This window comes from Paenibacillus alkalitolerans, assembly GCF_016482785.1.
GTDB lineage: Bacteria > Bacillota > Bacilli > Paenibacillales > YIM-B00363 > Paenibacillus_AE > Paenibacillus_AE alkalitolerans.
Genome location: NZ_JAEMXM010000010.1, coordinates 171,684 through 186,270 on the forward strand (window position 1 = coordinate 171,684; position 14,587 = coordinate 186,270).

General features: G+C 51.3%; 15 protein-coding genes and 1 riboswitch. Of the genes, 3 read left to right on the forward strand and 12 right to left on the reverse strand.

Annotated elements, in window-relative coordinates; all coding sequences use genetic code 11:
* Nucleotides 1-23: 23 nt before the first annotated feature.
* From phnL to JET16_RS16920, 11 genes are all read right to left on the reverse strand, one after another.
* On the reverse strand, nucleotides 24-731 hold the full coding sequence (gene phnL / locus JET16_RS16870; RefSeq protein ID WP_199617689.1) for a phosphonate C-P lyase system protein PhnL: 708 nt from the start codon (nucleotides 729-731) through the stop codon (nucleotides 24-26).
* Nucleotides 732-749: 18 nt separating this feature from the next.
* Nucleotides 750-1,931: a phosphonate metabolism protein PhnM gene (phnM, locus tag JET16_RS16875; RefSeq protein ID WP_199617690.1), complete on the reverse strand. Its 1,182-nt coding sequence runs from the start codon at nucleotides 1,929-1,931 to the stop codon at nucleotides 750-752.
* Between the two features lie 32 nt (nucleotides 1,932-1,963).
* The gene (locus JET16_RS16880) at nucleotides 1,964-2,809 is read right to left on the reverse strand and encodes an ATP-binding cassette domain-containing protein (protein WP_199617691.1); all 846 of its coding nucleotides are present in this window, start codon (nucleotides 2,807-2,809) and stop codon (nucleotides 1,964-1,966) included.
* Nucleotides 2,806-3,675, reverse strand: coding sequence for an alpha-D-ribose 1-methylphosphonate 5-phosphate C-P-lyase PhnJ (locus JET16_RS16885; protein WP_199617692.1), 870 nt, complete (start codon nucleotides 3,673-3,675; stop codon nucleotides 2,806-2,808). Before JET16_RS16885 ends, JET16_RS16880 begins: the two co-directional genes overlap by 4 nt.
* The gene (locus tag JET16_RS16890; RefSeq protein WP_199617693.1) at nucleotides 3,672-4,799 is read right to left on the reverse strand and encodes a carbon-phosphorus lyase complex subunit PhnI; all 1,128 of its coding nucleotides are present in this window, start codon (nucleotides 4,797-4,799) and stop codon (nucleotides 3,672-3,674) included. Before JET16_RS16890 ends, JET16_RS16885 begins: the two co-directional genes overlap by 4 nt.
* A complete protein-coding gene (gene phnH, locus JET16_RS16895; RefSeq protein WP_199617694.1) occupies nucleotides 4,799-5,395 on the reverse strand; it encodes a phosphonate C-P lyase system protein PhnH in 597 nt (198 codons plus the stop codon). Before phnH ends, JET16_RS16890 begins: the two co-directional genes overlap by 1 nt.
* Nucleotides 5,396-5,408: 13 nt before the next feature.
* Nucleotides 5,409-5,837 (reverse strand): phosphonate C-P lyase system protein PhnG, encoded by a 429-nt coding sequence (phnG, locus tag JET16_RS16900; RefSeq protein WP_199617695.1) that lies wholly within the window; start codon nucleotides 5,835-5,837, stop codon nucleotides 5,409-5,411.
* Between the two features lie 25 nt (nucleotides 5,838-5,862).
* The gene (locus tag JET16_RS16905; RefSeq protein WP_199617697.1) at nucleotides 5,863-6,567 is read right to left on the reverse strand and encodes a GntR family transcriptional regulator; all 705 of its coding nucleotides are present in this window, start codon (nucleotides 6,565-6,567) and stop codon (nucleotides 5,863-5,865) included.
* Nucleotides 6,568-6,589: 22 nt separating this feature from the next.
* Nucleotides 6,590-7,225 carry a DapH/DapD/GlmU-related protein gene (locus tag JET16_RS16910; protein ID WP_199617699.1) on the reverse strand — a complete coding sequence of 212 codons (636 nt, stop codon included), beginning with the start codon at nucleotides 7,223-7,225 and terminating at the stop codon, nucleotides 6,590-6,592.
* Nucleotides 7,222-8,079, reverse strand: a complete 858-nt coding sequence (locus JET16_RS16915) for a PHP domain-containing protein (protein WP_199617726.1) — start codon at nucleotides 8,077-8,079, stop codon at nucleotides 7,222-7,224. Before JET16_RS16915 ends, JET16_RS16910 begins: the two co-directional genes overlap by 4 nt.
* Nucleotides 8,080-9,592: 1,513 nt before the next feature.
* On the reverse strand, nucleotides 9,593-10,447 hold the full coding sequence (locus JET16_RS16920) for a LysR family transcriptional regulator (protein ID WP_199617701.1): 855 nt from the start codon (nucleotides 10,445-10,447) through the stop codon (nucleotides 9,593-9,595).
* 134 nt (nucleotides 10,448-10,581) lie between these two features.
* Here JET16_RS16920 and JET16_RS16925 point away from each other — a divergent pair, with 134 nt between their 5' ends.
* A complete protein-coding gene (locus JET16_RS16925; RefSeq protein ID WP_199617703.1) occupies nucleotides 10,582-11,673 on the forward strand; it encodes an oxidoreductase in 1,092 nt (363 codons plus the stop codon).
* A 198-nt stretch (nucleotides 11,674-11,871) separates the two neighbouring features.
* On the opposite strand, the gene JET16_RS16930 is transcribed toward JET16_RS16925, so the two are convergent.
* The gene (locus JET16_RS16930) at nucleotides 11,872-12,135 is read right to left on the reverse strand and encodes a hypothetical protein (RefSeq protein WP_199617705.1); all 264 of its coding nucleotides are present in this window, start codon (nucleotides 12,133-12,135) and stop codon (nucleotides 11,872-11,874) included.
* Between the two features lie 531 nt (nucleotides 12,136-12,666).
* Here JET16_RS16930 and JET16_RS16935 point away from each other — a divergent pair.
* Together JET16_RS16935 and JET16_RS16940 are read left to right on the forward strand one after the other, a co-directional pair.
* Nucleotides 12,667-13,341, forward strand: a complete 675-nt coding sequence (locus tag JET16_RS16935; protein ID WP_199617707.1) for an ankyrin repeat domain-containing protein — start codon at nucleotides 12,667-12,669, stop codon at nucleotides 13,339-13,341.
* A 19-nt stretch (nucleotides 13,342-13,360) separates the two neighbouring features.
* Nucleotides 13,361-13,753 (forward strand): ankyrin repeat domain-containing protein, encoded by a 393-nt coding sequence (locus tag JET16_RS16940; protein WP_199617709.1) that lies wholly within the window; start codon nucleotides 13,361-13,363, stop codon nucleotides 13,751-13,753.
* A 329-nt stretch (nucleotides 13,754-14,082) separates the two neighbouring features.
* A riboswitch (FMN riboswitch) is annotated at nucleotides 14,083-14,233 on the reverse strand.
* Nucleotides 14,234-14,587: the final 354 nt, after the last annotated feature.

A 14,587-nucleotide genomic window follows, 5' to 3' on the forward strand; every position in this document is an offset into this window, starting at 1 on the left:
CCGAGTGTTAATCTGCGATTAAATCAAACGCTTACTTGCGTAAAATGACCGTCGTGCATGTTATACTCGCGGTGGCATAAATTGTTCATGAATTCAAGATCGTGGAAGATACCAAGCATGGTCGTGCCTTCCCTCATCAATTGCTCCATCAATTCTCTGACCTTCGTTTTCGAACCGTGATCGAGGCTTGCGGTCGGTTCGTCAAGCAGAAGCAGTCTCGGACGCTTCACCATCGCTCTGGCAATATTCAACCGAAGCTTTTCACCCCCCGAGAATGTGGCAGGGTAGCTGTCCCACAAATCCTCATCCAGTTCAAAATGCTCCAGCATCTTTTCCGCTTCCCGCTTTGCGGCGTCCTCGGTGTTCCCCATCTCCGCGCTCGCTTGTTCCACCAGCTCTCTTGCCGTTGTCCGCGGCATAACACTCAAAAATTGCGAAACGTAACCGATTTCATGCTTGCGCAAATAAACGATTTCCCGCTCCGATGCTTCCGCCAAATTGATCCGGCCGAATTTCTTCGATGCGTACCATATATTCCCCCCTTTGACCGCATATGTGCGGTAGATGCTCTTCAATATCGTAGACTTCCCGCTGCCGCTCTTTCCGGTAATACCGACAAATTCGCCTTCCTTCAGATCCAAATCGATGCGGTCTAAGGCGTTGATGTGTTTATTCAAGTTATGAAGCGTGAACGACTTCGACAAGTTCTCAATCGTCAGTATCGATTTCATTGATCTTCCCGCTTTCCGTCATCCGACTCGGTAATTCGTTTTTTGTATGAGCCTGCCATCGACAAAGACCGAAGTGACCACCGGAAAGTCCGGCTCGATTTTTTCGATGATTAACAAATCCGCCTTCTTGCCTTCCCGGATCGATCCGATTTCATGGTCCAGGTTGACCGCTTTGGCAGGATTCAGCGTCACCAGTTTAAACATTTCGGAAAGATCCATGCCGTGGTTCCTGTGCAATTCAAAGACGGCGTGCAGCATGGCGGCCGGGTAATAATCGCTGCACAATATATCAATGCTGCCCTCCCGGATAGCTTCGGCCGCCGACAAATTGCCGCTGTGGGAACCGCCCAGGAGCACGTTCGGAGCGCCGGCTGCGGTGTACATTCCCTTCTCTTTGGCTTTCCGGGCAATTTCCAACGTAATCGGAAACTCGCTGATGACCGCGCCGAAGCTTTGCACAAGCTCCAATTTTTCAATGGAATCGTCGTCGTGAGAAGCGACCGCGACTTCATGCTCGCGGGCGAATTGCGCGAGCTCCCTTATTGCGTCAATGGTCAGCTTCTCCTTCCGTTGATGCCTGTCGATGATGCGGTCGATTTCTTCATCATTGAGATTGTCATACCCCTTGACCGTGGCGCGGAACACTTCCAAACAGCGATATTGCCCCTGGCCCGGGGTATGATCCATAAAGGAAACGAGATGCACCTTCTTCTCCGCAATAAAAGCTTTCAGGCTCGCGATTTCTTCGATGTTATCGATTTCGAACCGGGCATGGAAGCGATGGCGGACTAGATGCTTGCTTCGGTGGGTCTCATCGATAATATCAATCAACCGTCTCACGTTCTCCGGCTCTCGAATCGGCTTATAAGCATATTCCGAGCCCTTCCATAAAGAGAGCGAATGATACATGGTCGTAATGCCGTGTGTGATCAATTCCTTCTCCGTCTCCCTGATGCTGAGGTTGAAATCCATCAGCGATGTAGGCCTTGGCGCGGCCATATGCTCAATATAATCGGAATGCAGATCGATGAATCCCGGCGAGACGTACCCGCCTTCCGCATCGATAAGCTCGACGCCGCCGACAATTTCCAGTTCTCCCCGTCTGGCGATTCTTGAAATTTGATTGCCGTCGATCAACAAATCAAAGCCGTCCAATACCGCTTCCTCCGTAATGATGCGTCCGCCCGTTATAAGATACACATTCTCCCCCACTTTCCTTGATCATCTGGCAATCATAGCAGCGAATGAACCAGCTGCTGCGTGTATCGGTGCTGCGGATCCTCCAGAATTTGATCCGTAAGGCCGTATTCGATCACTCTGCCGTCCAACATGACCATCGTCCGGTCGGCCAGCATCCGGATCACGCCCAAATCGTGCGAAACGATAATAATGCTGATATTGAGCTGTCTCTGGAGTTGTTTAATCAAATCCAACACGCTGGCTTGAACCGAAAGGTCCAGTCCGGTTGTCACTTCATCGAGCAGAAGAATCGGCGGGTTATTCGACAGCGCCTTCGCGATTTGAACGCGCTGCTGCATGCCTCCGGAGAAATTCTTCGGCGGTTCCTTCATCCGGCGGACGGGAATATTCACGTGCTCCAGAAGCGCGCGCCCCCTCTCTTCCATAGCTCCGACTTTCCTGCTTCCGGCCGCGATCAATTTTTCCGCAATATTGCCGATGGAGGAGAAGCCCATTCGTAATCCGAGAACGGGGTTTTGGTAAACCTTGCCCATCTGATGATTGCGGATGTGCCGCTTTTGCTGAGAGGACTCCCCAAACAAATTGACTTCTCCGTTCTTGTAGGTGCGGATATACGCTTCTCCTCCCGTCACATCCTGATCGAAGTATAAACATTGCATCAACGTCGATTTGCCGCTCCCGCTTTCCCCGACAATACCGAACACCTCGCCCGGAAACAGATCGAACGAGATGTTCCGGCATGCATACACGGTGCCGCATTTCGGACAATAATTTTTGATCAAGCGTTCCTCTTCACCCGTCCGGCAATGACCGCATCCGGCGCCGTATTGCTTATTCAGGTTTTTGACCGATAAAATCGGCGTTTCAAAATCATTCATTCGCGCGGCACCTCTTCCATGCGTTTAGCGGAGACCGAGTTTAACCGGGATAAGCAAAAGCTGGTGTCATTGCATTGATGGTACGGCTCTCCCGTCTCCTCATGGATCAATTCATCCAGGAACACGCCCGTGGCCCCGCACAACCGGCAGCTCATACCGTCAAACCGCTCCGCCTCGAACGGATAATCGTCGAAAGCCAAGGAAACGACCTTTGTATACGGAGGCACGGCATACACCTTCTTCTCGCGACCCGCTCCCAGTAAAATCAAGGCGTTGGAGCTGTCCATCTTCGGATTGTCGAACCGCGGAATCGGACTCGGCGCCATCACATACCTGTCGTGCACCAGTACGGGATGGTCGGCGTCGGTGGACATATTGCCGTACTTCATAATTTGTTCGAACAGCATCAGCCATGCGCCGCTGTATTCCTTCTCCGCGTGCAACCTCTTGGTTACCGCTTCGCTCGGCTCATAGTATCTCAGCGGTTCCGGCAGCGGGACCTGCAGCACCAAAATCTGATGTTCCTTCAGCGGAACCTCCGGAATACGGTGCCTCGACTGAATCAAGGTGGCTTCAGCCGTATCCTCAACGGCTTTCACGCCTGTCGTTCCGGCCACGAGCTTCTTGATATTGACCGCGTTCACCGATTCATCGGCCCCTTGGTCGATCACTTTCAGCACGTCGTTTTTACCGATCAAAGAAAGCGTCAGCTGCAAGCCGCCGGTGCCCCAGCCGCGGGCGATCGGCATCTCTCTTGAAGCGAAAGGCACCTGGTAACCCGGAATGGCGATTGCTTTCAACGTGGCCCGCCTGATTTCCCGCTTCGACCCTTCATCAAAAAACGCAAAGTTGTACGCGATTTTCACGGACTCCCCACCTCTTGTTTCTCTGTTGTGCTCTTCCTCGTCTTGCGCACGCTATCCAGCTTCGACTGAAAGGTGACGTAATGCGGCATTTTGAGGTGGGACACGAATCCGGTCGCTTCAACGGAATCGATATGATAAAGGACGAACTCCTGGTTTTGGCTCGGAAACTCGGGATTTTTCGCGCTCAAGCTGTTGTCCAATATGCCCATTGCAATCGCTTTGGTTTCATTCTGTCCGAAGCAGATGCCGTATCCGATATCGAATTCGATCTCTTTCATTCCGTGTTCCTTCTCTACCGTTACCGGAATGAGCATTTCGACCTCGGTCGCTTTGACATCGCCTATATAGTAAGCATCATCCGGGTCGGACGGGCCGACCGGGTCGTCGATGCATACAGGCAGGTCTCCGACGCGAAGCTCACCGACCGTCGGATGCAGCTGCCCGTACCCGCGAATGACGGCATAAGCGAAAGCGGTGACGGCGCCGGTTTGCCCTCTGGTCAGGACTTGCAGCCTCTCGCTGCGGCTGGCGGGAAATTTCAAGCTTGTTCTCGTCACGTCATCCGGCTCTTGATCGTCGTTGTCGCACTCGGCGATCAGACCTTCCGCGCGCAAATAATCCGACACTTTGGGCAAACGGTTCAGATCCGTATGATCGGCCTCATATTCAACAGCCTCCCGTTCGAATGCGGTGAGCCACCGCTTCGCTTCTTCTTCCGTTTCATTCATGAGCTCGAAATCGATCAGCCTGTGTATGAAATCGGTCGTTGCGCCTAATATCTGCCCCCCTGGAATATCCTTGAAGCTCGCCGAAATTCTTCTTTCGACCCGCATTTCGCCGGAGTGAACCGTTCTGGAATAATGCTTTCTGGACAAGGTGGACCGGTAAGCTCTCATCAGGAACACGGCTTCCTCGGGGTTTCCTTCGGCTTGCTTAACGGCGATCGCCGCAAGCGTTTCACTGTATAAGCTGCTCTCCGACATGACCTGGTCGATCAACCCTCTCATCCCGCACTCGATCGACTCGACTTCAAGCACCTTGCCTTTTTTCACTCTCTCGTATTTCAAGCGACGGATCGATTGTTCGATGGCGAGCGTTCCGCCTTTGACGGCAACGTAACCCACTATTCGTTCACCCGCTTTCTAATTTGAGTCGTCCGCGGCAAACATACCGCTTGGCTGTCCCGGTCGACAAAGATCATATCGATGCCCATCGGAAATTCGCCGTTCTTCGCGTTTCGAAGCTCCAGCCAGCTTCCGTCCCTCACCACCAGCAGACCGTTCGCTTCTTTGATGCCCGGGCCGGTCAGCACTAAGTCGTCATCATTTGTGATCGTCTCCGCTTCCACAATGAATGTCGCCGACATGTGAGGATTGACCAGATCGCCGGTTTTGGCCGCACGAAGCGCCTGTTCCAATTGTTCCGGCTTAGCGTCGCGAAGCACAAAGATGTAATCGGCGTGTGCCGCTTCCGCTTCTCTCGCATACGTTAACCGGTTAAACAGCCTCGCGGTCTCCTCTTCCCGTTGCGAGACGATCTTGAACGTCACTTCCGTATCCAAGAGCACCATCGCCAGAAGAACGGTCGCACCGAAGCAGCACGTATCCATTCCGATGTTGTTTGCCTGCTCTCCGAGGCGGGAGACGGTGCCGGGTCTGGACATCGAGTCGACTAATTTCCTGTACGCCATCTGTGTATCATGAACCATATCCAGTTGCATCGCTTACTCTCCTTTACTCGCCGTCGTCCATCGTTTCGAAATTCACCTTAGTTTGCATAATCTTTCTTTGCCGCGCTTTTCTCTTTTGCTCGATCGCATGCTCCTCCGCCGTTAACTCTTCCTGCCAACGCTTCGTTTCATCGAGACCCGCCTGATAAGCCGCGTCGATGACGGCAAGCTGGTAAGCCAATTCAGGCTCATGCCCTTTTACGATGCCTAATCCGACGGCGCCGCCGATCTGCACTTTGCATTCCGTGACGAACACTTCTCCAAAGTAGAACAAGCTTTTCTTCGCCGTTTCTCTCGCCTTGATCATGACCAAACCGTTATTGGGCCGTTCGATCGTCTTCACTTCGTACCGGCCGATGATTTGCTGCGCCAATCGCGCGGGGATCTCTCTGGATCCGTTAATTAAAATCTCCGTCCGCCTCTTCCGTCGCATTCCCAGTTCCTCCTCATTAGCCGGTCTAAATGACATAGGTAAAGTAATCGCTTCTGTATAAGGTTTTCGTATGCTCCAGCACTTTGCCGGTTCGCTTGTCCGTGCAGCCGGACTCCAGCATCAACAAGGGTATCAGGCTCGAGCATTCCAACAGCTCGCGTTCGGTTTTCGAAGGGAACGCCACGCTTAGTACGGTTGTTTTGGATTCGAGTTCGGTATAGCCCTTGCTCTTGTAATAATCGAACATCGATGTAATGTGTCTGCCCGCTTCGGCAATATCGCCGAAAATACATTCCGCCACATACGAGGTGTGCAGAGCGATAGGGCGCTGATCGACCAGCCGTAATCTACCGATGCGGTATACTCCGGTCTCCTCGCCGACTTCCAGCTCCTGATAGATTTTCTTGTTATAAGGAATTTTTTCGCAGAAAATGTTGCGCGACTGATAGTTATAACCGAGTTCGGTCATTTTTTTGCTGAAGCTCACGTTCCCCGAGAGCACAAGCGGGATCTGCCGCCGTCTGTTCTTGACATAGCTTCCTTTGCCTTGCTTCGAGTAGATATATCCCAGCTCTTGCAAGGTGGCGTACGCTTTGCGCGCCGTCATCCGCGGCACCTTGAACAAGTCCGCTATCTCATTCTCGGAGGGAAGCTTATCGTCCGGTTCGTATGTTCCGGCGCGAATATCGAATATGAATTTATCGACAATGTCCTGAACCTCGTCTTGCATCTGCGATCACCCCCGGACATCATTAGACGCCATATTTGGCAATAAACGAAGGGACGTCGTTCAAATCATGGAACCGTTCCTCCAGCACGTCGCGCGGCCAATCCCACCAAGCGATCCGCAATAATTGCTCCGCGATTCCGGGTTCGAATCTCGCCCGGATCGTTCTGGCGGGTACGCCGGCCACGATGGTGAACGGGGGAACGTCCTTCGTCATCACCGCTCCGGAGCCGACAACCGCTCCTGTGCCGACGCTGACCCCTTTCATAATGATCGCGCCGTGCCCGATCCATACGTCGTGGCCGATCGTGACGCGGCTCGAACGGCGCCAATCGAAGAAAGCTTCGTCGTCGCGGTCGCCGAAACCGTACGATTTCCTGCGGTAGGTCATATGGTGCTGCGTGACCCGGTCCATCGGATGTTGAACGGGGTTGATGCAGACGTGGGAAGCGATATTGCCGAACTTGCCGATTTCCGCGTAATTAACGGTTACGTCCTCCATCGTATAGGTGTAGTCTCCGATTTCGGACTCGGTAATTTTGTTGAAAGCGCCGACGGACGTCCATTCTCCTAAGCGGCTGTTGTTTACGATGCTCGTCTCGTGAATGAGCGGCTCGGCCGAAAGCTTGACTTCCGTGCGAGGACGATGAATATGCTTCATCGAACGGCAGCTCCTTTCTTCGCTTTCAGGGCGTTCACGCAATCGATTCCCGGATCCTTGCAGCCGAGCGCGACGTCCGCTTCGCCGTAAAACCCGTGAAAATCGCTGCCGCCCGTCATAATCAGCCCATATTGTTCTGCGTACTCCCTGGCTCTTGCTTCGTCTTGTGGCCCGTGCAGCGGATGCCATACTTCAATGCCCGCCAACCCGTTCTCCACCAACTCCGGTACGGCTTCGAAATTGCCGTATTGCCCCGGATGGGCGAGCGCCGGAATTCCGCCCGCTTGCAAAACGGCCTGGATCGCCAATCGCGCGTCAACATACTTCATTGGGACGAATGCGATGCCCGGCGCCTCCCCGTTCTGCCCGCGCGAGAACAGCTCTTTGTACAAATCGCCGTAAATCGTGCTTGCATAGCCGTTGTCGAGCAAGGCGTGCATAATATGCTGCTTGTACACTCCCGTACCGCCGGCGGCATATTTCTCGACTTGCTCCCAAGTAATGTTATAGCCGGCCTCGATCAGACGGTTTACCATGACATATGACGCATGATGGCGCATGTCCAACAGCGGAGCGCAGATATCCTCCAGCGCGGAGTGCCCCGGTTCTATAAAGTAGCCGAGAATATGGACTCTCCTGTTTCTGGTGAAATCGTAGGCGGATATCTCGATTCCGGGAATGATTTCCAGTCCTTCTCTACTACCCGCTTCCACCATTTGTCCCAAACCTTGCGTTGTGTCGTGGTTCGTTATCGCCAAACAGCCGACGCCTTCCAGCTTGGCCAGATCTATAATCTCTCGTAAGGACATGGAACAGTCCGATACGTCGGTATGGCAGTGCAAATCGACCTTCACCAATGGCTCACACTCCAGAAACAATTTTTTGTCATCGTAACTTGGTGCCAAGTAACAAGGGTTATGCCAGTGTAAAACCGGTATTAAGATCTTGTAAATTTAAGTCCGCCGCTGCACAGGCAAGCGGGGTCGTCTTCGTGACAGGACCGCTCAACATGTCGGTTTGCGGGCGAAAAAATAAAGGAACTGCAGGCACTTATTTGGCCGGAAAAAGCCGCCGCCGAAAAAATAGCGGAACTGGGGTCGCTTATTTGGCCGGTTTCAGGGGGAAACACCCTAAAATCCAGCCAATAAGTGCCTGCAGTTCCGCTATTTTTGCCAACAAGCCCGGTTTTCGCCAAATAAGTCCCTGTACTTCCTTAAAGAAAATTGATACCACAAGTGGGGAACGAGCAGAGAGCACAACCATCTGCGGGGAGCTAGCAGGGAACGATCTGAGAGAGCAACTACCGGCGAACGATTGAATAGTGCAGCCACGAGAAGGGACAGGGAAATACACGCTGCAGATGAAAATTGTTAACGCACGCGGAAGTATTTGCTGATGAAAGATCTCTCAAATTTCCTTTTGTGAACAATAGAGGATTTTCAAGTACTTATTTTTCGAAGATGGCAGGTGGCGTAGGTGAATAGGGGATTTTGGCGGACTTATTTTTTTCTGTAATCAGCTTCAAACGCGCTCTGGATGAGGAAATAAGTACGTCGGAGTCCCTTATGTATAACTTGGAAGGTTGTAACGGCTACAAATAGGTACCTGAAAATCCCTTAAACAAAATTGATGCCACGAGAGAGAGTGAGCGGAGAGAGCAACCACCGGCGGGAGCGATTGGAGGGAGCAACCACCAATGTGAACGAACGGAGAGAGCAACCACCAATGTGAACGAACGGAGAGAGCAACCACCAACGTGAACGAGCGGAAAGAGCAACCAACAGCGGGAACGATTGAATCGTGCAGCNCGTGAACGAGCGGAAAGAGCAACCAACAGCGGGAACGATTGAATCGTGCAGCCACGAACGAAACTGAGGCCTGAACGCCTCCGATGAGATGCTCGCGGTCCTAGTGTAAAAGTCAACATATAAATCTCAAACAAAAAGCGGGAGCAAAGTTTGGATCAAAAATAGACGCAGAACGGCCCCGGAGCGATTCAATGTACTCCGGAGCCGTGCCGTTCACTTTTTGAACAATGACGGAAACGCCGCTGCAAGTTAAGCGTGTGCTCGTTAAGAGCGGCACGCTTTTTACATTTTGCCAGATATAATTTTGGAGGGTTGCGTGATTGGCGAAAATATTCGCCTATAAAATCCCAATATTTGGAACGTCAGCAAGTTGGGATTTGGATAATTTTTGAAACAAATCGAGCATAAACCGCCTCCATAATGTCTTCAGATTTTTGTTTTTTCCTGTAAGCCATATTCATTATACCGAACATCAGTTCCCATTTGAAGATGTTCTCTCTCCAAAGAAGGCGATGAGCCGGAGATCGAAAAAGGTATAATCTACCGCCATCCCATACACTTACACCGCCGCGCCGCGGATGCACTCCGCGAAAGCGTTGAACGCTTTACTGGCGAACTGCTCCTTTCGGGAAACAAGCCGAGTTGTCGCGAACCGGTACTTTTCCGGGACAGGATACACTCGCACTCGATCATCGTTCTCATCGACGGACGGCCGCGTCAACATCGAGCATCCGATGCCCGCCCGTACGCAATTGAGCAGCGTCTCCAGAGTGCTGACCTCGATCACGTTTGCGGACGAAACGCCATTGACGCGCAGCCAATCCTCCGCGGCGGCACGCAGAGGACAGCCCTTCGGAAACACGACCCACGAGGCATTTGTTACTTCGGGCGAATTGCTGCCGGCGGCCGTCACCAGAACGACTTCTTCCCGAAGCTCATGAGCGACATGCATCGGCGATAGATCAAACTCGCCCGTGAGGAACGCTCCGTCCAACTGGCGGCTCAACAGCTTCTCATAATTTTGAGGCGACGTACCGGTGATAAGCGACAACTCGACTTTGGGATATTTCGTTTGAAACACGGACAAAGCGCGAATAAACGAAGCGGATGAAGCCATCGTCTCGACAACGCCGATCGAAAGAGGTCCGCACGGGTAATCCGGTTCTTTAACGTCCATAACGGCTTCATCCACCCTGTTCAAAATGTCCATTACGTGCTTTTTAAACAATAGTCCCTTCTCAGTCGGTGCGACGCCTTTCACATTTCTATGGAATAGTTGAACTCCAAGCTCCGACTCCAGCTTGCGGATGCGCATGGTGATGTTCGACTGGACGTAGCCCAGCTTCTCCGCGGCGCGCGTTATGCTGCCCTGCTCGATAATCGCTAAAAACATTTTCAGATCGGACAGCTCCATTAGGATCCTCCCGTCGTTATCATCAATTAAACTGATGACGCTATCATTACCAATCATTTTACGTCATGCCGTTTATGCATTACAATCCTCTCAAGAAAAGCAATAACCGCAAAATAAAGGAGGATTACTACAAAATGAGCAGCTATCCCCAGCTTTTATCCGCATTTCGTCTTGGATCTTCTTTTCAGCTGCCTAATAGAGCGGTACTATCCCCGATGACCCGCACGAGCGCGGAACCGTCCGGGATGGCGAACGAGCGCATGGTTCGTTATTACACGCGATTTGCCAAGGGAGGGTTCGGTCTCATCATTACGGAAGGCCTTTACCCCGACGATGCTTACAGCCAGAGCTACGACAATCAGCCGGGAATCGCGAACGACGCGCAGGCTGAATCATGGATTCCAGTCATTCGAGCGGTACAGCGCGAAGGCGCAAAGATTATCGCCCAACTGATACACGCAGGCGCGTTGGTTCAACATGGCCGGTTTGCGCCGATCGCACCTTCCGCGGTCAAGCCTGTTGGCGCCATGCTTGAGGAGCATGGCGGGAGCGGGGAATTCCCCGTTCCCAGAGAGATGTCGCAGACCGAAATTCGGCAGGCGGTCGAAGGTTTCGCCCAAGCAGCCCTCCGCGCCAAGCGGGCCGGCTTTGACGGAGTCGAAGTGCATGCGGCCAACGGCTATTTGCTCGATCAATTCATCACAGACTACACGAACCTGAGAACCGATGAATACGGCGGTTCCACCGAGCGGCGCATCCGTATCGTTGCGGAGGTGCTTGAAGCGATTCGCGCCGCGGTCGGTCCCGATTACATCGTCGGCGTCCGCATTTCGCAAGGAAAAGTCAACGATTTCCATCATAAATGGGCCGGCGGAGAGGCGGACGCCAACATCATCTTCGAGAGAGTCGCCGCCGCATCCCCCAGCTACATCCATACGACGGAATACAAAGCGTTCGCGCCGGCATTCTCTGAAGGGGGACCGACTCTCGCAGGACTCGCAAAGCGGTACAGCGGTCTACCCGTTATCGCCAACGGCAAGCTGGGCGACCCTGAGGCGGCGGAGCGTCTCATAGCGTCCGGCGATGCCGATCTGGCGGCAATCGGGACGAGCGCTTTGGCGAATCCGGATTGGGTTAATAGAGTGAAGGAAGGCAGGACGCTGAATCCGTTTGACCATCAATTCCTTCATCCTATTGCGACGATCAAGGAAGAAGAACTGTTATAAAGGAACTGCAGGCACTTATCGCATCGGATTACGCCATCGGCGAAAAAATAGCGGAACCGGGGTCACTTATTCGGACGAATTCAAGGGAAGCTCCCAAAAAAAACGTCCAATAAGGCCCTACAGTTCCGCTATTTCTTCGGTAAAACGAACTTCACCCAAATAAGTCCCTGCAATTCCGCTATTTCAGCGTTGCAGCAGTTACGGACGCGTCAAATCATATTTGTAACACACAACCGCCTCAACCTGCTTGAAACCCTCCTGAATATACAAGCCTTTGCCCTTCATTCTCCGCATTATTTCCCCGTGCGGATTGACAACGATATAAGTTGGGTTATCGTCGTTAGGCTCGAAATCTCTTAAATCTTCATCATATAAGTATGAATCGTCGATATCCATTCTATGTTTCTTGCAATATGCGACAAAATCTTCTTTTCTCTCCATCGTTAACTTCCGTATTTCCATGCGCTCGTCTCCCCAATTTCTTTCAAAATGAAGCCCAGAAAACTTCCACCCGACCAAAATGCAGCCCAACAAACTCCACCCGCCTGTAGCCCGCAAAAACCAAATCACCATAACTCAGGACATTTTTCAGCTGCCGCGGACCTTTTTGATCCTGAGTTATGTACATTGCGTCACCTAGCAACGAATCCATTCTGCCAATCCATATATTACCATATGGCGCACGCTTTCATCCTGTATCGGCGTTAGAACCGAAGAGTGAATGGTTGACAATATTTTCTTACTCATGATAAATTGACATTGTAACACTTATTACAAAATTACACGTGGTGGAATATGAGTCGAAAATCAAATAGAAGTGTCGTAATCTCCGTCAGACTGGATGAAACAACCTCAGCAGCCGTTGATTTATTGGTGAATGCCGGTCTTGCGCAAAGCCGTTCCGAGGCCGCATCTCAATTTATAAGCATCGGGGTCCAGTCCTCGGAAGAGCTGCTGCTAAAGGCAAAACAGCTTGAAGAAACCGTTCGCGCATTGAAAGATGAAATGTTGGATGCGGTCAAAAGCAAAAACCTCGACAAAGTCAAACGCCTGCTCGAAATCGACGAAAAGCTGAAAGACGCGAAATCCGAAGAAGGCCAAACCGCCGTATTAATGGCCGCTTATTACCGCGCTAATGAAATAAAAGAATTGCTCCTCCAGAAGGGTGCGGAACTTAACTTATATGAAGCTGCAGCCGTCGGCAACACAGCCAGGATAAAAGAAATAGTAAGCGAAGCGCCGAAACTCATTAACAGCCACAGCTTTGACGGATATACGCCTTTGGGACTTGCAGCGCATTTCGGACATGAAGAAGCCGCCGCCTATTTGCTGGATCGTGGGGCTGATATAAACCTGAAAGGAAAAGACGGAAAGCTCAACAACACCGCGCTGCACGCTTCGATTGCAGGCAATCACATCAACATCGTGAAGCTGCTGCTTACACACGGTGCCGATATCAACTCCCAGTGCGAAGGCGAGACTCGTAAAGGCTTTACTCCTTTACACGTGGCGGCTCATTTTAACCGATTCGAGATTGCTAAAATGCTGCTTGAAAATGGGGCAAATCCTTTAATGCGAAACAGCGAGTCGTTAACACCCTCAGAATACGCGATTGCAAAGGGCAATAACGAAATAGCTGATATAATTCAGTCGTTTCATCGAATATGAATGAGAGGGGATATACTTAATGTCTAGTAGTCTTAGTCCCGAATTGGTAAAAGATTTTGTTTACAACGCTCATGGCGACTTCGACAAGGTTAAGGAACTGCTTGAGCAACAACCCGGATTACTTAATGCCGCATGGGATTGGGGTAACGGCGATTGGGAAACGGCTCTAGGCGCTGCCGCACATATGGGAAGACGCGATATAGCCCTCTATTTGTTGGAAAAGGGAGCGCGAATCGATTTATTCGCCGCCGCAATGCTGGGTAAGATTGAAATCGTGCGCGCGATAATCAATGACGATCCGAAAGCTCTTCACACCTTAGGTCCACATACGATTCCATTAATGGCTCATGCCAAAGCCGGCGGCGACCATTCCGACGAAGTCGTTCAATATCTAGAGTCGCTGCAGAAATAGCGAAGCATGACCTGGAGAGCATCAGCTTTCCCGGTCATTGTTTTACGACCAACTTGAGTTAAGCCCAATTCCACCCTTCCCTAGGTACTCCCAACTCAATGCGGCGCCGGCAGCTACAAACCAGATACTCTTGCTGCCTGCGTTTGAACGTTCTGACTGTACTCCGCGGTAAATCATCGATGCTTTACTTTCCATATTCAACAACCTCCTAAGGTTTTTGAATAGGACGCTTCGAAAGAAGTCAGCCCCGTTCTCAAAATGAAAACGGGGCATACGAAAACAAGCCTAGAGCAGCGAATTTTTTGAAAAAATGCGGCACTATGCTTGTTTTTGACCTTCTCCCATCCGGACTATACCGTCGGCCTTAGATTTACACTAAGTCAGTCGCCGTCTACTAATAGGTAGTCAGCGAGTCGCGGGCTTAGGTTAACGGGAACCATCACCGCCGGTCGGGAATTTCACCCTGCCCCGAAGGTCCATATTCAATTAGATTACATATTAAGTCCCGCTTCCAACAACTTCAAGTGTGCATTATCTTGCGTTATTGGATCAAAAAACCCGAGCTTCCTAAAATTCACTCTATCTTAACATTATCCTTACATTGAGAAAACAAATAAAATCTATCCTCTAGTAGAATCTAAAACATGCTAGGAGGGAATTTAATGTTGTTCAAGAAATTGCTTAATGTCGCTCTCTCTTTGTCGCTGCTGTTGTTTCCTTTGCTGTTGAACGACGGCAATGCGAAGGCGGCTGAAGCGGAAATGCATGGTGAAGGGAAAGAAAGCACCATTACAGTCATGTCGTACAACATCCATCATGGAGTAGGCGAGGACG

What these genes read in the sequence shown, in the direction of transcription:
- phnL (WP_199617689.1), bottom strand. Translation starts at nt 731, where the DNA reads ATGAAATCGATACTGACGATTGAGAACTTGTCGAAGTCGTTCACGCTT.
- JET16_RS16880 (WP_199617691.1), bottom strand. Translation starts at nt 2,809, where the DNA reads ATGAATGATTTTGAAACGCCGATTTTATCGGTCAAAAACCTGAATAAG.
- phnH (WP_199617694.1), bottom strand. Translation starts at nt 5,395, where the DNA reads ATGCAACTGGATATGGTTCATGATACACAGATGGCGTACAGGAAATTA.
- phnG (WP_199617695.1), bottom strand. Translation starts at nt 5,837, where the DNA reads ATGCGACGGAAGAGGCGGACGGAGATTTTAATTAACGGATCCAGAGAG.
- JET16_RS16905 (WP_199617697.1), bottom strand. Translation starts at nt 6,567, where the DNA reads ATGCAAGACGAGGTTCAGGACATTGTCGATAAATTCATATTCGATATT.
- JET16_RS16910 (WP_199617699.1), bottom strand. Translation starts at nt 7,225, where the DNA reads ATGAAGCATATTCATCGTCCTCGCACGGAAGTCAAGCTTTCGGCCGAG.
- JET16_RS16920 (WP_199617701.1), bottom strand. Translation starts at nt 10,447, where the DNA reads ATGGAGCTGTCCGATCTGAAAATGTTTTTAGCGATTATCGAGCAGGGC.
- JET16_RS16925 (WP_199617703.1), top strand. Translation starts at nt 10,582, where the DNA reads ATGAGCAGCTATCCCCAGCTTTTATCCGCATTTCGTCTTGGATCTTCT.
- JET16_RS16930 (WP_199617705.1), bottom strand. Translation starts at nt 12,135, where the DNA reads ATGGAAATACGGAAGTTAACGATGGAGAGAAAAGAAGATTTTGTCGCA.
- JET16_RS16940 (WP_199617709.1), top strand. Translation starts at nt 13,361, where the DNA reads ATGTCTAGTAGTCTTAGTCCCGAATTGGTAAAAGATTTTGTTTACAAC.